The organism is Parendozoicomonas haliclonae, from assembly GCF_900174585.1.
Taxonomy (GTDB): domain Bacteria; phylum Pseudomonadota; class Gammaproteobacteria; order Pseudomonadales; family Endozoicomonadaceae; genus Sansalvadorimonas; species Sansalvadorimonas haliclonae.
This window is the reverse complement of record NZ_FWPT01000012.1, coordinates 17,861-43,348: the sequence shown is the minus strand read 5'-3', so window position 1 is coordinate 43,348 and position 25,488 is coordinate 17,861. Positions and strand designations below refer to the sequence as shown.

Sequence of the window (25,488 nt, the reverse complement as noted above, 5' to 3'; positions counted from 1 at the left end):
TTTATGTCGGTATTCTATCTGCCCTAGAGCTGACCTTCACCCCTCTAACCGACTAATTCGTTACGAGCCTCAACCATACTGAATAGACCGGTTTTTACCCAGCATCTGGCAGTACAGGCAATGGACAGCGTCAACCGCCCCTCACATCCTGGGGGAATATCACCTCCCGGCTCTCACAGGGCTGGCAACCAGCATCTTGGGCTGGGGGCGGTCCGGAAAAATCACAGGAGCGTCAGCCACACACCTGCCACTGCTCGCAGCCACCTCCATCCTTTGGTTCTTAAACGCGAGCTTCGCCAGCGTATCGGTGAACGTAATATCAACCGGTTAAGGGATCTGGCCCGACAAAACCGGCTGAACCTGCATGCGAATCAGAGTGACAGCTTCGATGATGACGAGCTATGCAGTCACGCTTTGGAACTTAAAAGAGCTCTTGGCGAAACAAACTCAGAAAGCTCTGACAACAGTTCCGACAGCTCCAACCCTGAATATGCCGACCGCCTCTTTCTGCTGATAGCCAACAAAACACCGGAAGAGCGAGAATCCCTTGAGCAGCTCTTGCAGATGCTAACTGGCGACGGCTTCTCTGAGCATGCCCTTGCTCCTTTGAAAAGCAAATTTATCAGTGACCTGTTTGAACAATATTCGCCAAGAGCACTCTCGGTGTTTTTCAGTACCGATTTTGGCAAGTATGTACTGGACAGAATTCAACAGGATGAACGCCTGACTCAAGAGGAAGAGAAGAAGCTTCTCCTCGGCCTGACTCATATCACCAGCCGATTACAGGTCCGCTCTCCAAACCTCTCTGATGCCCCGGTTATCGAGTATGCGAACCTGTTTATGGGCAAGGATATTGATCTGGAGAACCAGGAACACCTTCTGCCACTGGCTAACAGAACTTTGGCTCAAAGCATCACCAACAGCCGAAGGCTTTTACACAAGGATCTTAAAGTCGAGAAATTTCTCAAAAGGGCATTGATTACTCCTGAAGTGATTGCGCGCCTGCCATTAACCAATGAGGAATACAGTGCCTTACCGAACACAGCCCCCCTCTCGAAGCTTTACCGCAACATGATGAATCACAGGTTACTAACTAACTACCTGCACAATAATGAAATTTCTCAGGACAACCTTGTTGATGCAATCGCCTTGCTGGGGAAATCTATTCCGAAGTTACAGCAGAGTATTTCTGCACTCGAAACACTGGAAGAAGAAAGCCATCACCTTGCCGAAAGCGACACAGATAAACTGACCAGACTCAGTAGCGTTCTTAAAAATTCGGTGAAACAGGCTCCTACCATTCTTGAGCGTCAGGCTCTTGCACGTCTCAAGGATCACGTTGATTTTCAAGTGCTGGAACAGACCCGTATCGCCTTTGAGGAAGACCTCTACCAACAACTAGCCTTTCTTGAGCGCGGAGGATCAGAGCAGCGCTTTACAGTATCCGTCAATCTTGGCGGTGCACTAGCCGTCGCCAATGTTGCAGGTGTCAGCCTTGGAGGTAATCTGGAATTCACCTTTGCGGTAACTGGCAATGATGATGTGCGGGTAAGAGAATTTCGGGCCGTGAAGCCATCACTGACCATAACCGGAGGGGATAAAAAGCTTGCCGCAGTCACTGTGGAAGCAGGCTATGCCGGTGCCAAAGGGCGAGTGTTCCGGAACCTAGATGAGTTTGTCCGCTTCCATAGCAACGATCTTATTCCAACCCTGTTAGGTTCCATGAGCAAATTGCCCGGCAATATAAAAGGCAGCCTTGATGTCAACCGGGCTCAGAAGCTTCATCGCGATATAACTGCTGACCGTCACCTACTCTCTGAACGGTTAACACAACTGGGCGTTCTGGTTCCGGGTGACAAAATCCGGGTCGCACAAAAGGAAGCGGTGAACTTTGCCGACTTTACCAAACACAGTGTGGATATCAGAGGCACGGTTGATATTCTGGCCGGGCTGGCTGAAGGCTCCATCGCCCATAAACGTTCCAAGACCCGCTTTCAAACCCGCACCAATCTACTTCCCATGCTGCGCAATAACCCGAACCACACAACACCACCGAAAGTGGATTATTTGTCGTTCTGGAGCCCGGCAACAATTACCGAGAAAGAAGAATACAAAGCACTACGCCGTAATATTGAAGACTTAGATACCGACGCTATTGATCGGTTAAACCAGTTTAAAGAAGAAAACGGGATTGTCTCGGTTCGACTTCATGCGGATGAGGCTGAACAACGTCTGGCTCAGCTGGAAAAGCGACTGGAAGTGTTGGCCGCACTTTACAGTACACCCGGTGTTTCTGAGCAGGATGCCCTGAGCTATCAGCAAGAACGACTGGAAATTCGGGACAGTCTGAAAAAAGCCATGGTTGACCAGTATCTTGAACGGGATATGTATTACTTCACGGTGAATGCCATGGAAGGGCATATTGGGGAAGAAGCCCCTCAGGAACATTTCCATAAAGCCAAACACAGCATGCAGGAGATTTACCGCGCCAGTAACCGCGGCGACTACATCGCTGCCCATATCTACACGTTTTACAACCTGCACACCCTGTATGAAAAGACCTTTCTGCTACCAGAATCCCCAACCATTCAGGACTCCTCCTTTCAACAGGTGCTGGAACACCATATTGAGCCTTCCCTAAATCGGCCCCAGATTCATCTCGACAATACCAAACATGTCCGCAGAAGCCTGACGGCAGAGTCCGTAGCCAGCAGTACTGAAACCAATTTTGAAAGCCAGTTGGCCCTGAGCATTCCCCACACCAACCTGTCCGTATCAGCAGATATCAAAGTGACCAATATTGGTAAAAACGTTAATCCGGATAACGATGGCATCTACTTTAATGTTGGCTTGAATTTAAACGGCGGCTGTACAACAGCCGTTGCCGTAAAGGCACTGGAAACAGCACTCAGTAAAATGCGCCTGCAGGACAGCTCCATTCCCGAAATAGCCCTGACCGGTTTTGCGCCTGAAGTGATGGGATTATCGGCAGAAGGTGGAATGCGTGTTGAGTTTAACTTTGTGAAACGACACAAAGGCTGGAAGCTCCAGTACACCCGGGTCAGTGGTCATGAAAGTATCGGGATTAACTCACCCGGAGTGGGTATACCGACAGGTCCGATAGGGGCAATCAAGGTTGATGGCGGTATAAGAAAGGCCGGCATTCACAACTGGTGGGAACGACCAGGCAATAACACTCTGACGTACATTTATGCCAAGTTTAACGGCTGGAAAGCCGCCGAAATGATTAAGACTCCAACCTGGGAAATGAACCCAGAGGATTTACCGACACCTGAGCTTCGCTCTGAAAACCCTTTCTATTTTTATGCCCTGCAAAATCAAGCAGCCATTTCAGAACTGATGATCAATATGGGCAAGGCTTCCAAAAGTGTTCACAACGAAATGACCGAGATGCTGGATCAGATTCTATCCAACAATCCCGCTTATGAGGCAGATTTTACGGAAGACTTCAAAGCTCAACTGAAAGACTACGCGGAGTCTCCCACACCGGAGCAGTTCTTCCCGATGCTGGCGATGTTCGAGCGTTTTCTAACACTGCAGCATCAGGTCTATTTAAAAGAAGCCCGTAGTCGTTACCGCCCACATTACCGTAAGGGGCGAATTATTTAACACTCGTTTGTGCATGTGCAAAGTGTTGCTGTACTGCCTGCTCATAATCCACGGTTTTCGCTAACTCACTCCAACTTTTGATCTGGCCGGAGATCTCACTCTCCAGATCCTCAAAATAATCAGGTTCCAAACGTGCGATATTCGGTGCCAATACCAACAGGCTTTGTTTACTGGCACAGAGACCGATCAGGTTTTTATTGGTTACCTGTCGTTTTATACGTCGCTTCAGGCTGGCAACGGAAACATCGCTGTTCGCACACCGTTGCTCATACTGATAGTGACGTTGGCTGATCTCTTCAACAAGCTCCGTCCCCTCTGGCAGCTCAATTTTCCAGAGTGCGGCTAAAAAATGTCGGCGGGTATGTTCTGATATATTGGCCGATGGTCGCTCTGAAACAAGGTAACGGTAGGCCTTTTGCGAATCATGCACCATTAACACCTGCAGAAGCTTGCCGACAGCGCGATGATCTTTCCAGCCAGCATCCAGCAATTCTTCTATCAGGCCCGTTTCAAGCACTTGTAAATCCTGATGCGTTAACAAACCTGCCAATGTTAAGCAGTACTCAATCGGCAGGCTCTTGTCCTGCAGGCATTTCAGAATACCGACCTTCTCAAGCTCAGAACTATGCCCGACACGTGATGGGCCAGATGTTGCAGCCACCAGCAAAACTTTTAGTTTGGGTTGTAAATTTTCACACCCACAGAGTTGGTCGAGCAGTTTCTTTGAGTATTTAACCGGCTGCCCAGCTCTTATCTTTTGAGCGAGCTCGTCACCCAAGAGTTGCGGGAAGTGAATGGCGAATTGAGTGATCAACCAGCCCGTTAACTGGTCATCTACATCCTGATAAGTGCCATCAAAAATTTGTCCAATAATTTTTCTGACAAGGTTTGCTTTATCGGCCAGACCAGACCAGTCGCTTTCCCCTTGCAGCTCAGTCAATACGGTCGTGATCATTGTCGAACGATTCAACAAACCGCCATTACACAAATACACCAGCAAATGGCCAACACGGCACTCCGGCTTGCCAATACTCTTCTGCAGCGCAAGCGCCTCGGTGTAATACCTCTGATAAAACAGCGCGTTCAAACAGTCCCTGCGTAAACGACTATTCCGAATAAATTTAAACAGCGACATGCCATGCTTATCGAACAACTCCATAACTCGCCGTTGAAAGGCAGCAGATTTGGGATTTTCAATTTGCTCCAGCCAGGCGGTTTCACTCTCAACCGTCGGTTTTTCTTCATCACCATCCGCACCAGAAAGCTTTTCTGAATCCGAAGATTCCACACTGCCATCGTCATCCAGTGATGCGATTTCGGCTTCGGTTCCAACATCGTTGCCGGTTTCATTCACAGCCGGATCATCGACTTCTTTATCAGTCGCATCCGGTTCCACTGAAGCCTGTAACCTTGGAGCCAATTCGGTGAACCAGGACAACTGTCGTACAGAAACACCCTCAACAACATCTCTGGGATGATTTGGTGGCAGCGCAGAAAAATACTCAACGATAGTTTCCAGCAGCTGGGTACGGTAAGCCTCACCATCGTCCATTGGCGGCCAGAAATCCTCTGGTAATTGAGCAAGAATCATTGTCTCGGCTATAGAGAGTTGCTGCACCTGCTCTGTCAGATTCTCCCTATCCAAAGCCCCTGAATCCTGCCAGGCCAGAAGCATTTGGCAGACCTTACGCCCTGGAGTCTCAAACAAAGAACGCCGTTCAAGGCTTTCCCGTACGAAACAGCGGTCTTTCAGCTCTTGTTCGTGATCATCACACCAGAGCGCGTTCACCTCTGGATAGAGGCAGGTAAAGACCCTCAACACCGCCATCGGCTGATGATATCGGCAGGCCTGAGACCATTGCCGGTAGACTTGTTTGCAATCAGCAGGGTTCTGATCAGTGGACCGCTCCAGCATCATCTCACCACGCTCGTAAAGCGCATCGCCGTAAACCGGCTCATGGCGGTTATCCAATCGCTTGAAATACCCTTCGGCAGTATCAAATTTCCTCTGAAGACGCTGGCCTCTGGCCATTTCGAGCTTGCAAACAGCTGAACCAGCCATAGAGCCTTTGATCAGGCATTTCATACCTTCTTTGACATCTCCCTGCTTCTGTTGCCACAGATAACGGAAATACCAAAGATCGGCGTTATCGCTTTTGCAAACACTCTCAAACAGCTCATCTGTCTGCTCAGCACTCCATTTCTCTGTATAAGCGGTATTGGTGGCGACCAGTGCCAAAGCTAAAGGATAAAAGGATTCTTTTGCTGTCACGGGCAAAGTCATCAGCATGCGCCACAGGTCATCATCATAATTCTGCCGCAGGCACTTCCCCCAAATACGGTGCCCTATCGATGTGTGCTGTTGAATCTCTTTGCTATAAATGAAGCCGTCATCATGCTCATAGTCCTTCAACATGGTCGTCAGCTGATCATCGCTATAGTGCTGTTGATAAAAGATCGACAGGTACCATAAAAAGGGATAAACCTGACTCGTTCCCCTGTGGAACAAGGCGCTGGTCGGACCGTGGGCTTTTTCCAGAAAGACGCAATTTTCGTGATACACCTCATAGTCATCGTCAATGCGATCATGGGAGATATTCTCCTCATGTGTATAAGGTGTACCTTGGGGCTGAAGAGTATCCCGGAATGTGCTCCAGAGCTTTTCCTTCAATGGAAAACAGGATGGGTGGAATTCACAACTCATCTGTAAAGACCACATAACGTTGTATAAGCGGACACGATAAAAATCGCGGCTACTAGTCACCAAATGATTCACTAACTCAGCCAGTAATAAAGTCAGACTGTCCTTGCGGGGATAAGAGATATCCCGCCCCTGCAGGCGCTCACAAATGTGCAGAAAGACAATCGGCAGCTCTGACTCATGTAAATAGCGATGTTCAGTGCTATGCCATTCTCCATCATTATTCAGCGCAATCAGTAAATCATGGAGTTCATCAAGGCTGTACTGATCCATTTTGTCCAGGCAGGCTGATTTGGATGACAGCGTGCTATTCTCCAGAGCTAAAAGACAATTGTCCGCTTTAAACCCAGAAGAGGTATCTGCTGCGGCCGAGTGAGACGATACCAGTGTATTCATCTGAACAAGGGCTTCCTGTAAACCCGGAACAGGTTCCACTTCTCCAACCAAGTGATTCATTTTCTTCACCAGCTGTTGCTCAACGCCCTGAGCGGCAACAGGATAAAGCTGGTAGGCTTGGGTGATCAGTGCGACTAACGCTTTAATATCGCCCGGCTCCAGCAATTGCTTGTCATTAGACAATCTTCGCTTGGCCCACAAAATCACTTCCATAAGAGCTTTGGGACTGTGAGTGCTGTTCGGCTTGTTCAGAGAATTTAATAGGGCTTCTGCATTAGCCATCACCGCCTTAACCCCTTTTGGAGTCTCAGCACCGCCGGAATCAAGCTGCAGCTCATTATCTGTATTGCTATAGATATAACGCCCCTTATCAATAGCTTCATTATCCAGCACTGCACGCGGCTTTTCCCGGTGGAGATAACAATCAGCAATAGCTCGCGCCTTGTCGATCTCTCCAGCTTTCAGGCAGGCCTCCTGAAGTGCCTTCATTCGGGAGTTACGGTAAGTATCAATCGCCCATTCTATTTCTTGGTACAGAACCTTCCTGCTCTCTGTTCCGGACGCATCAAGAAAACGGGTTTGGTACTCCGATGAACGCAGCAAAATCTGTAGCCTGCAAATACTCCACTCACCGACAGAATCATAAACCTGGCATTTTTGCTGAGGATGGGGAAAAGCATCTGTCTCAAGGTGCAGTGCCATCATCTGCAGTCCACTTCTTACCGGATCAAGCATTTTGGCCCGCTCTAAAAGAGCATCCGCTTTGGAGGTGTCCTGCTCCCGTGTAATTTTAAAAGGCGTCCCCTGACCAAAACTCCGATAAACCAGCAGTTCTGGATCCACCGCGATATGACGAAAAAGCTTTAAGACAGGCTTTCCCTGTTCAGCCGCCTCCTGTCTTTCCTTACGGTTTTTTCGCTCATACTGGCTTATTTTATCGTCCTCCTCGATATCCTCTTTTGAGTGGGCATTATAATGCCGCCGATAAAACGCTTTATAAGTTGGACAAAGTCGTTCATTTAACCAATAAGCGCGGGCATCAGGTTGAGCGTGATACATGGCGCTTTCCACCCCATCCTCAACACGCTGCTTATCACTGTCCTCATCCTGTTTTCGTTTATCCTTTACAGTCTTTGGCAAAGACTTTGAGGCATGTTTTGAGGTCGGTTTTGGGACACGATCAAACCGACTTACCCCGGTATATCGCGCGTCACTCGCAAGGGGCTCAAACAACAACCAGACTTCTGGCGGCAGAGATTCAGGCGATGCATCTCTGATATAAGCAGCCAACTGAACAACTTCCTTACCATTACCATACTTATGATCCGTTTCCCGCAACAGCGACCAGCCATATTGAATCAGCCCATCAGGGCATCCCAGTGCCTGTGATCGAGCAAAGTAGTTCTTGGCAGCCTGCTCCTGCTTAAGATACTCCGGATCATATGGACTGGGGCGAGCAAGATGTCCTTTCCACAGATAAGCTATGCCCTGTAAACGGCGGGATAATTTCGGACCTGCTTTTTTGGGTTCGGGTTTTCCCGCCTTCTTTTTCTTCTCTGTACTCCTGGATGGCTCACCTTCTTCCAGAATCAAGGGCTTTAACAGCCGTTCCACTCGCTCATAATCCGGAGAGCCAAAGCGATAATCCAAACACAAACCACAGGCAATCAACGTATGCTCTGGAGAGGTTGCAGAAGCAGAACCATTAACGTTTGAACTCGCAATAAAATTCCGGCCCTCACGAACCAGACGCGCTATCACACCGTCGCCTTCCGGGGCAGACAACTGACCAATGGCTATAAGATCTCTCCAGGCTTTCAACCAGCGAAAACCTTCTTCTAACGAGAAACCAGACTCAAAACCCTGCTCATCAAAAAGGCACCGGTTAACCAATTCCTCCAGAGCCGTCACATTGCCGTGCTCAGCACTATTTCGCAGTACCAGACTTCGACGAGTACGAATAAACGACGAGTCACCGTGCAAAAGAATATGATCGGTGATGGTGTTGCCGAGCCGACATAGCTGCCCATCGTCCATCATCTGCAGTGCTTCAACAGCACTGCGCTCATCTGCCAGAAGGCGACACCACCAGACTACTGACAACAGCAACTGCCGTGTCGTTAGATACTTCTCGTCTTTATAAGTGTGAAATAATTCCAGACACTGCTGCTCTATTTTCACCAATAGCTCAGCTCTGTCCTTAGCATCACTAATATCGGCAATGCCACTGATCTGAGACTTGGCTTGCTTCAGGAGCTTGCAGGCTTTTGCAGGAATATCATTCGGAAGATGGTCGGTAATTGTATCAAGGCCATAGATCAGTCGATCTGCGGAACCATCCTGAAAACAGTCTCGACACAAACTCTGCAATTCATCAAAAGAAGTTTTAGGGATGAGAAAGTCAGGAATGGTGGTAATCCCGAGACTTTCCTTCAGAGCTTCCAGGGTCTTTTTATTAAGGGGAGGCATAACAGCTTCTGCACCCGGCTTCGCTTCTGGCAGCTGCTTATCAGGCGAGAGGGACTTCACCTTCTTTTTTTTCTTTGCCTTCTTGCTAACAACACCATCACTTGAGGCCGTCGCCCCCGAGCCTGGATTAAGTAAAGAACCCGTCTTTGGTATTGGCTTGTCTGTTGCGTCCATAGCATCCTGCCCGGCAGTGTGGCCGGTTTATCCACGATATACAGAACGCTTTGGACAACAGCACGGATAGATTTTCAGTGGCTGTCAGAAAGAATGGCTGCCCGGTTATCCCAACTAACCGAGAGAGACAGAATTCCAAAAACACAAACGCCGGCAACAGCCGGCGTTTGTTGGAGCGCGAGTATGATTATGCGTAGTGACGCACTTCGCCTTCACCTTCCACGTTATCGACACAACGGCCGCACAGATCAGCGTACTTCTCGTTGCTGCCTACATCTTCACGGTGGTGCCAGCAGCGGTCACACTTCTCATGAGCGGACTTGGCTACAGCGACTTTCAGACCAGCAACCTCAGTCTCAACCGCAGATTCCGGCGCGTCAGCCAGAGCAGCAACGTCGGCACGGGAAGTGATCAGCACGAAGCGCAGCTCATCTTCCAGCTTGTCGATGGCGGCTTTCAGCTCATCGGAAGCATACAGAGTTACTTCCGCCTGCAGGCTGCCACCAATCTGACCGGCGTTACGGGCATCTTCCATCGCCTTGTTAACGGCGTTCTTCACTGCCATCAGCTGGTTCCAATACTCTCGGTTGAACGTAGTATCTTCCAGCGCCTTCAGACCGGTGTACCACTCTTCCAGATGCACGCTTTCAGAGTGCTTGCCCGGCATAACCGCCCAGAGTTCTTCAGCGGTATAGCTGAGGATTGGTGCGATCCAGCGCACAAACGCTTCCATGATATGGAACATGGCGCTCTGACAGCTGCGACGAGCCAGGCTGTCTTTCTGGGTGGTGTACTGGCGATCCTTGATGATATCCAGATAGAAGCTGCCCAGATCAAGAGAACAGAAGTTATGAACTTTCTGGTAAACGTTCAGGAAGTTGAACGCGTCGTAGCTGGCCAGGATTTCTTCCTGCAGCTGCAGAGCACGGTCAACCGCCCAGCGGTCCAGAGGCAGCATATTTTCATAAGCCACCAGATCGGTTTCCGGGTTAAAGCCGTTCAGGTTGGACAGCAGGAAACGCGCAGTATTACGAATACGACGGTAGCTGTCTGCGCTGCGGTTCAGGATATCTTTGGAAACAGTCATCTCGCCGGTGTAGTCGGTAGACGACACCCACAGACGCAGAATATCAGCACCCAGAGTGTTGATAACGTCCTGTGGCGGAATCACGTTACCCAGAGACTTGGACATCTTGCGACCATTGGCGTCTACGGTAAAGCCGTGGGTCAGCAGGCCCTTGTAAGGAGGCACGCCATTCATGGCGATACCGGTCTTCAGGGAAGACTGGAACCAGCCACGGTGCTGGTCAGAACCTTCCAGGTACAGGTCAGCCGGAGTACGCAGTTCTTCACGACGCTCACAAACGGAGTAGTGAGTCACACCGGAATCAAACCAAACGTCCAGAGTGTCAGTCACTTTCACATAGTTTTCTGCGTCTTCAGCAGACAGGATGTCTTTCGGGTCCAGATCGAACCAGGCATCCATACCCTCCTTTTCAACCAGCAGGGCAACCTTTTCTACCAGTTCGGCAGTCTGCGGATGCAGCTCTTCGGTGTCCTTGTGGATAAACAGGGCAATCGGCACACCCCAGGTACGCTGACGGGAGATACACCAGTCAGGGCTCTGGCCCAGCATGGATTCCATACGGTTACGGCCCCAGTCTGGCGTGAACTTCACACCTTCCAGAGAAGCCATGGCAGTATCCAGCAGACCTTCTTTGGTCATGCTGATAAACCACTGCGGAGTCGCACGGAAGATCAGCGGAGTTTTGGTACGCCAACAGTGCGGGTAGCTGTGGGTCATCTTGGACTGGGACAGCAGACGACCGCCCTCTTCCAGTACCGCAACAACCTTAGGGTCGACCTTGTAAACGTGCTCGCCGGCAAAGATCTCAACCTGCGGACGATAAACACCGTTGTCGTCCAGGAAGTTCAGAGTATCGATACCGTACTTGCGGCCAACGTTAAAATCGTCCACACCATGGTCAGGTGCGGTATGAACGTTACCGGTACCCGCATCCAGAGTTACGTGGTCGCCCAGAATAACCGGCAGTTCCTTGTTGTAGAACGGATGGCTGACTTTGGCATGTTCCAGGTCTGCGCCCTTGGCACGGCCAATGATGCGATATTCCTCAACGCCAAAACGCTTCATCGCGCTTTCGATCAGGCCTTCCGCCAGAATCAGACGCGCAGGCTCGCCATTCACTTCACACTGAACCAGTGCGTAGTCGATGCCTTCGCCCATACTCACAGCCTGGGAAGATGGCAGCGTCCAAGGGGTGGTGGTCCAGATAACAACCGCGACTTCACCTTCTCCCTCTTCGCTCAGCTCGAAACGCTTGAGCAGGTCGGCTTCGTCGATCGCGGCATAACGCACATCGATCTGGGTAGAGGTCTTGTCCTGGTATTCCACTTCGGCTTCCGCCAGCGCGGAACCACCGACAACACTCCAGTAAACCGGCTTGTAGCCTTTGACCAGATGGCCGTTCTTGGCGATCTTGCCCAGCGCGCGAATAGTGTCAGCTTCAGTGACGAAGTCCATGGTCAGGTATGGCTTGTCCCAGCTACCCAGAATGCCCATACGGATAAAGTCTTTACGCTGACCGTCAACCTGAGTCGCTGCATACTCACGGCACTTCTGGCGGAAGGTTTTGAAATCCACCTTGTCACCGGCCTTGCCGATCATGGTTTCAACCTTGTGTTCGATAGGCAGGCCGTGGCAATCCCAACCCGGAACATAAGGTGCGTCAAAGCCAGACATAGTCTTGGACTTGACGATAATATCTTTCAGAATCTTGTTAACCGCATGACCAATGTGGATATCGCCGTTGGCGTACGGAGGGCCATCGTGCAGGATAAACTGGTCACGACCAGCGCGCGCCGCACGAATTTTTCCGTAGAGATCCATCTCCTGCCAGCCTTTCAGCATGTCAGGTTCACGTTTCGCCAGGTTGCCGCGCATAGGGAACGCGGTCTCCGGCAGGTTCAGCGTGTGCTTGTAATCGCTCATCAGTCGTTTACCACAAATACAAAGTCAGCGTCTTGGTCAGTGCGTTTGGGCGGTCTGGTCGAACCAGCAGGCTTTCCCCATCGGGAAGGCCTTATCACTGCCCTAAAATCTTCCGGGCCTGGATGATGTCGTTACTGATCGCCAGCTTCAGATCATCCAGCTTATCAAACTTCTGTTCACCGCGAATTTTCTCTACAAACTCCACCCGGATGCGGCAGCCGTAGAGATCACCGTCAAAGTCCAGCAAATGAACTTCCAGTCGTTCCTGGGTGCCATTCACGGTTGGTCTCTTGCCGACATTGGCTACACCATTGTAAACCCTGTCGAGACCATGAATACGAACGGCATAAACTCCATTCACCGGGCAGTGGCGGCGGCCAATACGCAGATTGGCGGTCGGAACCCCAAGCTGACGCCCCAGCTTCTGGCCATGGTTGACACGGCCTGAAATAGTGAAAGGATGACCGAGCAGTTTTGCTGCCTCGGTAAAGTTGCCATCCGTTAGTAGATTGCGAATACGGGTACTGCTTACCCGTTCGTCTTCGACAATCACGGTGCGGGTATGGTCCACGGTAAAACCATACTGCTGGCCGGCGCGTTGCAGACAGGCAAAATCGCCTTTACGGTCACAGCCAAAGCGGAAATCATCGCCCACAACAAGATGGCGAATCGCCAGACCGTCTACCAGAATCTGGCGGATAAACTCATCCGCAGTCAGGCTGCGCAGGGCATCGTTAAACTGCAGGCAGAGCACCTGATCAACGCCGGCCTGCTCAAAGGATTCCAGCTTGTCACGGAATGTCTGGATGCGGGCCGGTGGAGAACTGGCTTCTCCGGCTTTCGCCCGCTCACGGGAAAAGTACTCCCGCGGCAGAGGTTCAAAGACAATCACACAGTCCGCAGCACCCTCTTCACGGGCACGCGTGCGCACCTGAGCCAGGATATCCTGATGGCCCAGATGAACCCCATCAAAGTTACCGATCGTGGCGACGCACCCTTTGTGCTCATCCCTGATGGCGTTATGTCCTCGAATCAACTGCATCGACACTCCATCGGGCCACTGTCCTGCCAGCTTGTACCCAATTATTCATCTGCTCATTTCGGGGAAGTTGGCCAGGGTCTGTTAACTCTGACCAACTTCCGGAATCGAATCGACGGATTATAAAGGTGTCAGGCGGTAAAAGTCAGTGCCAGCTATAGCTTTTCCACACTGGTTTTCAGTGTTTTACCGGAGAAACAAAATGACGGGGGCGAATCCCGCATGCCAAAAGCGTGATCACATACGCAGATATACCTGCAACCACCAGCACTGCCAGATGCCAAACCCGGTCCAGCATGCCCCAGTTCAGCCATACCGCCGGCGCGTCCACCAGCCAGAAAATACAACCCACCAGCGCGGCATTAGCCGCCAGCAAACGGCCACCGTAAACCATCCAACCTGGCTGAACCTGGAATACACCACTCTTTTTCAAGCCACGGAACAACAGACCGGCATTCAAAGCCGCAGAGAGAGACGTTGCCAAAGCCAGACCGGCATGCTGAAGGTTCCACACCAGCATCAGGTTAAAAGCCATATTGGCAACCATGGCGACAATGGCGATTTTCACCGGCGTCTTAGTGTCCTGACGGGCAAAGAAGCCCGGAGCCAGCACCTTGATCAACATAAAGAACAGGAGACCGATGGCATAAGCCCGCAGACTCATGGCCGCCATCAGCACATCATTGCCTTCCATACGGCCATGGAAGAACAGAGTTGCAATCAAAGGTTCCGCCAACAGATACAAAGCAACCGCCGCCGGTACACCAATCAGCAGCACCATCCGCAAAGCCCAGTCCAGAGTCTTTGAAAAAGCTTTTGGATCTTCCGAGGCATGCTGGCGGGAGAGACTCGGCAGAATCACCGTGGCAATGGCAATGCCAAACACACCCAACGGCAGCTCCATCAACCGGTCGGAATAATAAAGCCAGGAGATACTGCCGGTCTGCAGGAAGGAAGCCAGTACGGTATCCAGCAGCAGATTAATCTGCGCCACCGACACACCAAACATGGCCGGCCCCATCAACCGCAGAATCTTGCGCACGCCTTCATCTTTCCAGCCCCACATAGGCACTGGCAGTAGCTGAATCTGCTTCAGGAAAGGAATCTGCAGCAACAATTGGGAGACACCGGCAATCACCACGCCCCAGGCCAGCGCCATAACCGGTTGCTCAAAATAAGGCGTAAGGAGAACCGTGGCACCAATCAAACTGATATTCAGCACCACCGGAGTAAATGCCGGCACCGCAAACTTGTTGTAACTATTCAGGATCGAACCGGCAAACGCGGTCAGGGAGATCAGTAACAAATAAGGAAAGGTAATCCGCAACATCTCGCCTGCCAGAGTCATCTTGGCGGCATCACCATGGAACCCTGGAGCAAACAGCATAATTAGCCAAGGTGCGCCAACCATGGCAAAAACGGTAACGATGGTCAGGGTGAAGCCGAGCGTACCGGCCACCCGATTGACCAATTCCTGAACGGCCTCATGGGAGCGTTTGGTGCGATACTCCGAGAGCACAGGCACAAATGCCTGGGAGAAAGCTCCTTCAGCAAACAAGCGACGGAGAAAATTGGGAATCTTGAAGGCGACAAAGAATGCATCCGCCTCAGCCTGGGAACCGAAGTAAAAAGCGACAACAACGTCCCGCACCAAACCCAGCACGCGGGAGAGCATGGTCATAATTCCGACCACTAATGAAGAGCGTAAAAGGCCGCCACCCGTCTTTTTTGCCGGATCAGCCTGTTGTTCAGAGGTCATACAGTTTTGTTATTTCAAATCAGATAAAAATCCTTCTGAGTGTAACGCCTGCGCACCATGGGAGACCAGCAGGGCATATCACCATATCCGGCTAAGCTAAACCATAAACCATTATTCAAGGAAGAATCATGCAGAGAGCCGGCCAAAATGCTGGACCACAGACCAGCGCATACCCTTGCCACTATCCATCCCATAAAGATCAGAAAGCCACTAAACAGCTTCTGATTCAGGAAATGCAAAAAGCCGGTATCAAGCAAGAGCCAAAGCGGCTGAATGACAGAGAGATACAGGTGCTCACCAATCTGGAAACCATCGGCAGTAAGAATGCGTTGAATCAACAAACCGTGGTCGGCATGGCGTCCCTGTTAAATGATGATGGCACTGAGGTCGTTGGCACCATGTCGGTCGTGTTTGATTATCTGAAAGCCAGAATCGGCCGGGAACATATTCAGGACATCAACAACCTGATCAGTGCCCGGAGATTCTCCGAAGCGATGGAGATGCTTGATGCCTCCATCGCTCTCGATCTGGAAGGCCAGACCGAACTTCATCAAATGCGCGACCAGACACTGGAGCTGATGGCTACACTGGTCGACCAGCGCCTGAGAACAAAACTGACTGAGCAGGATCTCCCCAAGAGCACGACAATCAATTATCTGGAGTGGCTGTCTCATCACAACCATCCCACCGCTCAGGAGTTTTATGATGAATTCAAGGAGTGGGGCTCAGTAACGCTGCCTGATGAACTGCACCAGAAACACGCAAAAGTCCTTAGCAGTTCACCCAAGCCTCCCAAGCTGTCCCGTCTGGCTTCTCGAGATGCTTTGCCCAGCCTTCAGCGCATCTCCGCTAACGCAGATGAAACCCTGCTCACGTCACTCAAGCCTCAGGATATCGCACAATCCCTGAGACCGGAGAGCCTAAGACTGGAAAGCCTGCGACTGGCACCTATCCATGAAGCCCAGGACACGAAAAAGCCCTTTGCTATCGTTCGCCATGACAATGTACAGACTATTGCCGAACTGCCGGAAATGGTGACACCTGGGACCGCGCCATTGGTGATTTTTGATCTGGATGAGACGCTGGTATCACGGGATGTCATCAATGGCGATGTTCAGCGCACCGTCATCAACCCGCAGACGAAAGATATCCTTCGCCAGATTGGCACCAAGTGCCCTGATGCCCGCATTATCGTTATGACCAAAGGGGATGAAGAAAGTACCGCTGAAAAGCTGAAAGCAGGCCAACTAAACGATAATGGTCTGTTTGACGATATCGTTATCCTGAAAGGCAATGAAAACAATAAAGGCGATCGGCTGAAGGCTTACCTGCGGGACAAAAGGCTCAATCCCGACGAAGTGTTCTTTGCCGATGATATGGAGGGGTTTCTGGAACAAGTAGAAGGCGCCTGCGAAGACTTACAGATTCCCTGTCAAACTTTCCAGTTTACCGGCGCACTACCTATGTCTTATCGCTGTAATGCTCACGCGATGGGATTGTCCATAAGTGATCTGGTCGGCCAGCATAATCGTCTGCATCAGCGGGCCAACCAGAGAATCGGCAAGAAGTTTACCTGATAACCTTAGGCTTCAGCCTGCAGCGCCTTCAGCAAAGCCTTGGCAACATCAACGGATGACTGCGGGTTCTGTCCGGTAATCAGCAGACCATCGGTAACGACATGGGAAGACCAGTCCGCACCCTTGGTGTAATGGCCACCTTTGGCCACCAGCTCATCTTCCAGAAGAAACGGTACGACATTGGTCAGCTGCACGGCGTCTTCTTCCGTGTTCGAGAAGCCGGTGACGTTTTTGCCTTTCAGGAGAGGTTCACTTTCCGGATCAAAAGCATTCAGGAGCACGCAGGATGCGTGGCAGACGGCACTCACCGGCTTGCCCTGTTTGATAAAGGCCTCAATCAATGCCACAGAGATACCATTGGTGGTGAGATCCCAGAGCGGACCGTGGCCACCTGGATAAAACACCGCGTCAAAATCATCCGCAGACACATTCACCAGTTTGTGGGTCGTGGCCAGCTTATCAATCGTTGCCGGATCATTATCGAGGCGACGGGTGGCATCGGTCTGAAAATCAGGCAAGCCACTCTTCGGGTCTACCGGAGGCTGGCCGCCTGCCGGCGAGGCCAGAGTAATTTCAGCTCCCGCATCCAGCAGCGTGTAGTAAGGCCCGGCAAACTCTTCCGTCCAGAAACCGGTTTTCTCGCCGGTATCACCCAGTTGATCGTGGGACGTAAGCACAAACAAAACTTTCATAAGATCAAATCCTCCGATGATCAGACTGATTTATAGACGAACCAGCATCTTGCCGGTGTTTTTACCCTCGAACAGACCTATAAAGGCAGCCGGGGCATTTTCAATACCGTCATAAATCGTTTCACGCGCCTTGACCGTACCCTCTGCCAGCCACTTACCCATTTCTGCGACAAAGGCCGGATAGCCATCCCAGTGATCGAAAACAATAAAGCCCTGCATCTTCAGTTTTTTCATAATCAGCTGTGACAGATTGGCCGGGCCAGCAACAGGCGAGGTGGCGTTGTACTGGTCAATCATTCCGCATACCGCTATACGGCCATAGTCATTCATCAGATCAAGAACGGCTTCAAGATGTGCGCCACCGACATTCTCAAAATACACATCAATGCCATTTGGGCAGGCTGCAGCAATATCCGCCTTCAGGTCAGCCATCGTTTTGTAATTCACAACCGCATCAACACCCAGAACATCTTTCAGATAAGCCGCTTTTTCATCGGAACCGACACTACCAGCGACATAACAGCCTTTGATCTTGGCAATCTGGCAGACCAACTCTCCAACTGCTCCGGACGCTGCTGATACAAAAACAGTGTCACCTTCTTTCAGCTCGCCGATTTTCAGCAGGCCGGTGTAAGCGGTCATACCCGGCATACCCAAGGCTCCCAGGAAAGACTGAACCGGAGCGCCGGTTTCCGGAAGAACAGTTAAGCCTTCACCATTGGAGATAAAGTATTCGCGCCAGCCCTGCATACTGTTAACTTTCTGGCCGGCCTTGAAGGCATCGTTGCGTGATTCAACCACTTCGCCGATGGCCCCACCTTCCAGAACGGCACCCACCTTGAACGGTTCGATATAGCTTTTGCGATCAATCATTCGGCCGCGCATGTAGGGGTCAACAGACATCCACAGATTTTTAACCAGCACTTCGCCATCCTGAAGCTCGGAGACCGGCTCGGTGATCAGCTGAAAATCTTCTGCGGTCGGCATGCCTTCAGGACGACGAGCCAGGTGGATGCTTTTGCTCTGTTCGATATACATAACGCTACCTTTTGAATCAGATCGTGACCCGGCAACTGTAATCCTGATAGGATCCATAACTCCAATGCATGCGATGCATTATCAACATGATTAAAAATCATATTGAAGCTATTCCATAAAGCGAATCCCATGAATAAAAAGCTGTCTTCTGCTGATCTCAACCTGCTGCCAGTCCTGCAGGTTCTATTAGAAGAACGAAGTGTGACCCGGGCAGCAGGCCGGCTGAATCTGACCCAGCCAGCTATCAGCCGAAATCTTGCCCGACTGCGAACCCTGTTCAACGACCCTCTATTTACCCGAACGCCAAAAGGGCTTATTCCCACACCACGGGCGGAACAGCTGGCCGGAAAACTGCAACAGTCACTGAGGGATATTGAAGGGCTGATCCAGCCCGAGCTATTTGTGCCAGCCAAAGCCGAACGGCTGTTCACGATCACCACCACCGACTACGGCTCTCAGGCATTATTACCCAATGTCATTACCCGGCTTCGCAGTGAAGCTCCGGGTATTGATCTGGAAATTCACCCCTGGGAAGAGCACTATATTCACCAGCTTGATGAGAATAATGTTGATCTAGCTCTTTGCGCCGTCAGCAACCCTCCCGCCCAGATTCATGGGCGAGGTATAGGTCAGGACCGATTTGTCTGTGTTGTCAGCCCTGAGCACCCGCTGGCCAATGGTGCTATGTCGCTTGAGGACTATGCCCGCTGGCCCCACGCTCTTATTACCATGGGCGGCGAGAAGAAAGGCGCCATTGACCATATGCTGGAGCGTTACAATCTGGAACGGCGCATCGCCCTCAGGGTTCCCCACTTTGTGGCTGCTCTGGCACTGATCCGGGAGTCGGATCTTATCCTGACGATTCCCTACGCCCTGGCTTCCAGCTGCGCTGCTCAATATAACCTGAAGATCCTGGCCCTCCCCCTTGAGCAGGAGCCATTTACCTACTCCATCGTCTGGCATGAGCGCTACCAGAGGGATGAAGGTCACATCTGGTTTCGTCAGTTAATGTACGAGGAATTGACCGCACGCCTAAGGGTTATTCAACAGCAGTGCGCGCTTTTAACGGACTATCCGGAGCCAGCCCTCCCTTGACCCTCAAGGGCAGGAATGCCAGAATGCGCGCACCCGTTTAAAACTCCCGAAATGTGTCATCGGGAAGCGAATTGCTGACTTTACTCAGAGTTAATGGATGGTGCGGCTGCCAGAAATTGACATAGCTTGAGTAACTCGGCATATTTGCGCGTCTTTAAATACACAACCGATTTTTCGAGGAGCTATCAGATGGCTAACTCTCCTTCTGCTCGCAAGCGCGCCAAGACTCAAGAGAAGCGTCGTCAGCACAACGCTTCCCAGCGTTCCATGGTTCGTACTTACATCAAGAAAGTAATCGCTGCCATCGAATCCAAGGATTTCGAAGCGGCTACCGCTGCTTACGCTGTAGCAGTTCCTGTGATCGATCGTATGGCTGACAAGGGCCTGATCCACAAGAACAAGGCTGCTCGTCATAAGAGCCGTCTGAACACCAAGATCAAAGCTCTGGCTGCTTAATAAGCGATACGCTTAATAGCAATCTGCCGATCTGGTACAAAAAAGGAGCTCACTGAGCTCCTTTTTTTATGCCTGTTCTACTCCCCCTCCCCTAACAGCCTCGTCACCCTAACCAACCTTGTGACCGTCACGTTACGCCTATAGGAATCAATACCGCCCCCTGCCTGTCCAACACTGTTGATACCTCAGCCAGACCTCGTCAGCGATATGCAGTCCTTACAATCCTCTGGAGAAAGAGCCTGCTCAGGCCCCCCACCGAAACAATCGGAGCTGGTAAAAAAAGCAGAAAGCGCACTTGCCGCAACCTGCCGGATGCCAAGGGGAATTACCCTGCTGGGTGGGCAAGCTCTCTGCAGTCGGGCCGCGCAGATATGGTATTCCGGCAACAGGGAAGCTTTACAGCTCGACCCGCAATCCCCCAAAACCACTGACTTTGATTTTATCGCGGCTTCCGAAGAAGATGCGGAGGACTTTCTCCAAACTCTGGATAAACAGGCCCACTCGCTACAAATTCAGACCAAAGATGAGCCCACCACCCATCATCCAACCGTGACCGTCAAACACAAAAAGCTGGTCTCCCTGACAACCTCCAGCCAGAAAACAACAGACGAACCTCCGTGCAGAAAAACACTACTGTCTGTGGATATCTTCATCCCTAAAGAAACACTCCCCAGACCACCGGCCAAACCTGACAGACCCGACCTGGCGCAGGTTAGGAGGGAGGCAGAGAAAACCTACACTCAGCTCTGTGAATCACTCTCAACACCAACCACAGCGGAAAGCCAGACACAGGCCTGCGACAAGGCCGCCCAGCGAGCAATCAACCGCTACCTGTCAGATAAACGGACCCTGCGAATGCAGACCATCCATCAACATTGGCTGGATTACTGGCAATCCCACAGTGCGCGACTCACCACACAAGCCACAGCAGCCCCCTACCAAAATGGGCTAGAGCTCCCCTGCATAACACTCTCGGACTGCCTTGAGATAATGGCCTTGCAACTGGAGACAGCTAGCGAAGCAGAGAAAATTCATCTTGAGATACAGGCAGAAGAGGACAGGCTAAATAACCTCACCCCGCGTAAAACGCTTGATATATCAAACCTTCCTCTCGCCAATGCAGCACTAATCGGCAACCGTGCCAAACTACTGGAACGATTGAAGTGGCTAAGCGAATTGCACAAAGCCTCAAAACAGAGAAAGCTTGCAGGTATTCCAGATAATCTTGAGAAACTGGCAAAGCAATGGCTGGAACCACCTGAAGAACTCTTCTTTGATGCGCAGGATACGCTGGACCTCTCCAGGGTTTTAACCAGCAGAACAGCCAAAGGGCGACTCTGGCAAAGTGCTTTATCGGCTTATACAGGTGCATGCCATTTTTACAGTCGCTGGCTTACAAGCCCAGTTCACACTCTTTATGTTCGCGCCTGCCTGCTGGAACAGATTCCCAAAAGTTCCGGTCAGACCAAACGCGCCGAAGCCGCCTATAAAAATGCAATTTCCCTCAGGGAAGATTATTCCCAGCATCTTCTCAACCACCCGGATGAGTTGGAGTTTCTAGCCGCTCACAGCAGCACTACTCTTTTTGAGAACCCCAATGCCAGCCCCGCGGCCAGCTTCCGAACCCTGCACGACACCATTATCAATATCTGCCTGATCGCTCCCATGCTGTACGAGCTGGTCACAAATCACTCTGGAACCGTTGACAAGCTATGCCGACTCGCCACTGACGCCACCTCTCATAAGAACCCTCATCAGAAGAGAAGACACCAGGCCAGACGACAACTTGAAGAGGTTCTCAAATCCCAGGCTGACGCATTGATTCTAGCGTTCTCCGTATGCACCTTGTCCGCCCCCTTTCTCCCTCTCGGCCTCTGGCCAGACTGGATGAATACCTGTCTGGCAACTATTCAAAAGCTCGAGACAAACAAGGAAGCACAAGAACTGTTCAAGAGTCTTCTTGCGGATCACCTGAAACATACACGACTCGGCTATATCGCCATTGAAGCGGACTCAACCATAGACGCCCCGGACATCTTGATCAGCCGCCTTATGCTGATCCGACACCTGAAGGACTACGAAGCCCTGGGACTAACAATTAAAAATGCTGACGAAAACAAGGCGCACCTGCAACCTGCACCAGCACAGGCAGAACAAGTGTCTGAGATACTGACTGCCATTAATGGGGACATCAACCAGGCTCTGCAAACCCAAACTCTGGATCAGGACATGGTCCAACAAGCCGTCGTCGCTTATAAAATGCTTCATCGATCGAGCATGGAGGGCTGGCTTGCCACCTTCGTCGACAAACCCTGTTTCGCAGAACTTCGCGCCGAGCTGGCCGCCGCTGACATCCTGCTTGAAAACATACAGCCGGATCTGGTTATCCACCCACGACCACCACATCCGTTTTTTTATTCACTCTCCAGGCGGACGGCATTAGCTTCATCCCACCCTAACCCGACGACTCTCGAAACAGAGTCATCTCCGGACAGCTTCATAGAAGACTGGAATACCCTGAATAAAGAACTGGAAAAGCAATTCAATGGCAAAGCCGAGCTCATTACAGCGAGTAAGGCCGATGAGCTGGAACAACGACTTAGCTCCCTGGATACGGAAAGACCAGCAAAACTCCAAATAGAGCAAATTGTCTACATCATGGATTTAGCCTGCGCCCAATGCCTTGCACTCAACAGCATACAAGCCGATAACTCCGCGTCCGCCCACGTTTGCCTTGAGAGCATCAACAATATTCTCAGCAGGGTGACCCTGTCTTTTTACCGGGCAATCCATTCATCACAAGCCACGCACAGGGATTCCGGTAAAACGCTGAAAACCATGCAAAACACACTGCACAAAAGTCCGTTATTCCAACGACTTTGCCATACAGTTTTCACACATAGCTCCACCACCAGATTCGATGTCCAGCTGGCCCAACAGGCGATCATCGCCGACCTAGCACTTAAACAGCTAAATCCTGTCACCTGCTCAAAAGCTAAGCCACCAACACTTAATGAAAGCCTGATCCAACTGGATAATCTGCCTTACGCCACCAGCAGCACTCTGGCTGTACAAACAATATTCCAGCTAGTCACCACACAGATTCATACGGATATAAAAACCCTCAGCAATCCCCGCTCTTCACTCCCCGAGCAGCTTGCAGCCCGCCAGTCGCTAAATACCATTCTTGATTCCATTCGATTGGCATGGCTGGGTAAACATTGGTTTGAGTTAATGTGCACATACACCAGACGCCCTATCCCGGACAGCCAGCACGCCCTGAAGGCATTAGGTAGCCATCTGAAGGATTTTCATGTCCACAATGTCCGGCTCACAGAGCAGCTGGAAAGAGTAAAAAGCCAGGAACTTCTGGAGGAGTGGCCCTCCATCGCCGCTTCAGCCAAAACATTTGGGGATGAGTCCAGAACAGGCAAAAAGAAACCGAAGAAAATTGCCCCAAAGAAAATTAACAGCGTCGACAAGTCTGAGCCTGCCATACCTTCAGAACCACCAGACGTTCAACCTGTCGCCCCGGGAGATGCCTTGCTGACCAACGCATCAGACACCATCAAGATCGACCGAAAACAGGGCATTGCCCTCTATGAGGAGATCATCCAACAATATCCAGCGGAATCACCGTACCATGCCAAAGCACTGCTTGAGCTGGCTCACCTTTCTGTCAATCGATTGGAGAAAGAGTTCAGCCAGATGAGCACCAACCAGAAAAAACTGGAACAATTTGAGCAACGCTTAAACCAAGGCCTGCAAAGCACACCACCTTCTGCACCAGATATGTCGGAGCGTTCAAGCTTCATTAATGTTCTGGGTGAAATGCGTAATCAATGCCAGAGCGTGGAGCCTTTGATCGAGAGCTGCAGACAATATCTGACTCAACTGAAAGCTATCCAGCCGAACCACAATGATATTATCCCTGATATCACACTGGATATGTTGAACGACAAGTATCAGCACTATCGCTCGATGACCACCCCCGACCTCTTAACCAAGCTGGAAGAGATCAAAACCGTTCGCACAGAACTGATGAAAAGAATCGGTGAACACAAGAAGGTGATGGGATTGGATGTTAAGCACGGCAAAAAGCTGCCTGACCTGACCGCTATTGAGAATACGATCGCTTTGCTGGGCAGGTTCAACAACCCAACAATCGCCCCTTCCAGCCCGGATCAAAAAACAGCCTGGACACACCCTCAATTCAACAGCGAACCCGGCATGCCCAAGAATGATTGTGGATAATTAACAGAGCACTAGATTGTCCCGATGCACAAGTTCAGGCTCTACCATCGCGCCAAGAATATCCCGAACCCGCTGACTGGTGAGACCACGAACCTTCTTGATATCCGCAGACGAGAAGTTGACCAGACCACGAGCCACTTCATTCCCCTGCTCATCGACACAGGCCACCACTTCGCCGCGTTTGAAGTCACCTTCGACCTCACGCACACCCACCGGCAACAGACTGGATCCCGATTCACGCAAAGCCTTCACCGCACCGGCATCAATGGTTAACCGACCACTCATCTGCAGATGTCCAGCAAGCCAGCGCTTGCGAGCCACCGTGCGACTCTCATCCGGCAGCAACAGCGTGCCCAGAGTCTCACCCTCATGGAGACGATCAATCACCTGAGGAATCTTGCCACCGACAATAATGGTATTGGCACCGGATCGCGCAGCCAGACGAGCCGCCCGCAGTTTGGTAAACATGCCACCACGTCCCAGTGAGCCCTTACTGTCGGCACCACCAGCCATCGCATCCAAAGCTTCATCACTGGCCTTGCGCTCATCCACCAGCGCCGCACTCGGATTACTGCGCGGATCAGCGGTAAACAGGCCATCCTGATCGGTCAGCAGAATCAAGGTATCCGCTTCCAGCAGGTTGGCTACCAGCGCGCCCAATGTGTCGTTATCACCAAAACGAATCTCATCGGTGACCACGGTATCATTTTCATTGATCACCGGAATCACGCCCAAGTCGAGCATGGTGGTCAGGGCACTGCGGGCATTCAGGTAACGTTGACGATTGGAAAGGTCAGCATGGGTCAGCAGCACCTGTGCGGTTTCAATACCATGCTCTGCAAATGCCGCCTGCCAGGCCTGAGATAAACCCATCTGGCCGACAGCCGCTGCCACCTGAAGCTCATGCATCGCGGACGGTCGTTCCTTCCAGCCCAGTCGGGTCATACCGAAAGCGATCGCACCAGAAGAGACAATAACCGGTTCCACACCCTGCTGCTTCAGGTTCACGATCTGGCGCACCCAGGTTCGCATTCCTTCAGCATTCAGGTCCTTACCATCATTGGTCAACAGAGCGCTGCCAATTTTGATAATCCACCGGCGCCCGGATACCAGACGTGCACGGTTGGCACTGATATTCTCTCTGTGACTGGCACTGCTGTGCTGAACGTCAGAAGTCACGTTTACAATCCTTCCCTAA

At 51.2% G+C, this 25,488-nt stretch carries 12 protein-coding genes; 5 read left to right on the top strand and 7 right to left on the bottom strand.

The features are described from left to right. Positions 1–273 precede the first annotated feature (273 nt). Entirely contained in the window at positions 274–3,630 is a 3,357-nt protein-coding gene (locus EHSB41UT_RS20845; RefSeq protein ID WP_087112809.1) for a hypothetical protein, read from the top strand. On the opposite strand, the gene EHSB41UT_RS20840 is transcribed toward EHSB41UT_RS20845, so the two are convergent. The 4 genes from EHSB41UT_RS20840 to murJ all read right to left on the bottom strand — a co-directional run bounded on the left by EHSB41UT_RS20840 (position 3,623) and on the right by murJ (position 15,178). Further along, positions 3,623–9,370 (bottom strand): hypothetical protein, encoded by a 5,748-nt coding sequence (locus tag EHSB41UT_RS20840; protein ID WP_087112808.1) that lies wholly within the window; start codon positions 9,368–9,370, stop codon positions 3,623–3,625. The two genes, EHSB41UT_RS20845 and EHSB41UT_RS20840, sit on opposite strands and share 8 nt — an antisense overlap. A gap of 187 nt (positions 9,371–9,557) precedes the next feature. After that, on the bottom strand, positions 9,558–12,380 hold the full coding sequence (gene ileS / locus EHSB41UT_RS20835; protein ID WP_087112807.1) for an isoleucine--tRNA ligase: 2,823 nt from the start codon (positions 12,378–12,380) through the stop codon (positions 9,558–9,560). A gap of 94 nt (positions 12,381–12,474) precedes the next feature. Next, complete coding sequence (ribF, locus tag EHSB41UT_RS20830; protein WP_087112806.1) at positions 12,475–13,422, bottom strand: bifunctional riboflavin kinase/FAD synthetase; 948 nt, start codon at positions 13,420–13,422, stop codon at positions 12,475–12,477. A gap of 175 nt (positions 13,423–13,597) precedes the next feature. Then, on the bottom strand, positions 13,598–15,178 hold the full coding sequence (murJ, locus tag EHSB41UT_RS20825) for a murein biosynthesis integral membrane protein MurJ (protein WP_087112805.1): 1,581 nt from the start codon (positions 15,176–15,178) through the stop codon (positions 13,598–13,600). A 128-nt stretch (positions 15,179–15,306) separates the two neighbouring features. Between murJ and EHSB41UT_RS20820 the strand changes: the two genes are divergently transcribed. Continuing rightward, positions 15,307–16,755, top strand: a complete 1,449-nt coding sequence (locus EHSB41UT_RS20820; protein ID WP_087112804.1) for an HAD family hydrolase — start codon at positions 15,307–15,309, stop codon at positions 16,753–16,755. A 5-nt stretch (positions 16,756–16,760) separates the two neighbouring features. On the opposite strand, the gene EHSB41UT_RS20815 is transcribed toward EHSB41UT_RS20820, so the two are convergent. Continuing rightward, a complete protein-coding gene (locus tag EHSB41UT_RS20815) occupies positions 16,761–17,447 on the bottom strand; it encodes a type 1 glutamine amidotransferase domain-containing protein (RefSeq protein WP_087112803.1) in 687 nt (228 codons plus the stop codon). Between the two features lie 30 nt (positions 17,448–17,477). Continuing rightward, the gene (locus EHSB41UT_RS20810) at positions 17,478–18,485 is read right to left on the bottom strand and encodes an NADP-dependent oxidoreductase (RefSeq protein WP_087112802.1); all 1,008 of its coding nucleotides are present in this window, start codon (positions 18,483–18,485) and stop codon (positions 17,478–17,480) included. Positions 18,486–18,614: 129 nt separating this feature from the next. On the opposite strand from EHSB41UT_RS20810, the gene EHSB41UT_RS20805 reads away from it, so the two are divergent. The 3 genes from EHSB41UT_RS20805 to EHSB41UT_RS20795 all read left to right on the top strand — a co-directional run bounded on the left by EHSB41UT_RS20805 (position 18,615) and on the right by EHSB41UT_RS20795 (position 24,290). Continuing rightward, positions 18,615–19,580: a LysR family transcriptional regulator gene (locus EHSB41UT_RS20805; protein ID WP_087112801.1), complete on the top strand. Its 966-nt coding sequence runs from the start codon at positions 18,615–18,617 to the stop codon at positions 19,578–19,580. A 189-nt stretch (positions 19,581–19,769) separates the two neighbouring features. Next, on the top strand, positions 19,770–20,036 hold the full coding sequence (gene rpsT, locus EHSB41UT_RS20800) for a 30S ribosomal protein S20 (RefSeq protein WP_087112800.1): 267 nt from the start codon (positions 19,770–19,772) through the stop codon (positions 20,034–20,036). A gap of 312 nt (positions 20,037–20,348) precedes the next feature. Further along, positions 20,349–24,290, top strand: coding sequence for a hypothetical protein (locus tag EHSB41UT_RS20795; RefSeq protein WP_087112799.1), 3,942 nt, complete (start codon positions 20,349–20,351; stop codon positions 24,288–24,290). On the opposite strand, the gene proB is transcribed toward EHSB41UT_RS20795, so the two are convergent. Next, positions 24,291–25,469: a glutamate 5-kinase gene (gene proB, locus EHSB41UT_RS20790; protein WP_242667381.1), complete on the bottom strand. Its 1,179-nt coding sequence runs from the start codon at positions 25,467–25,469 to the stop codon at positions 24,291–24,293. It abuts the gene before it with no gap. Positions 25,470–25,488: the final 19 nt, after the last annotated feature.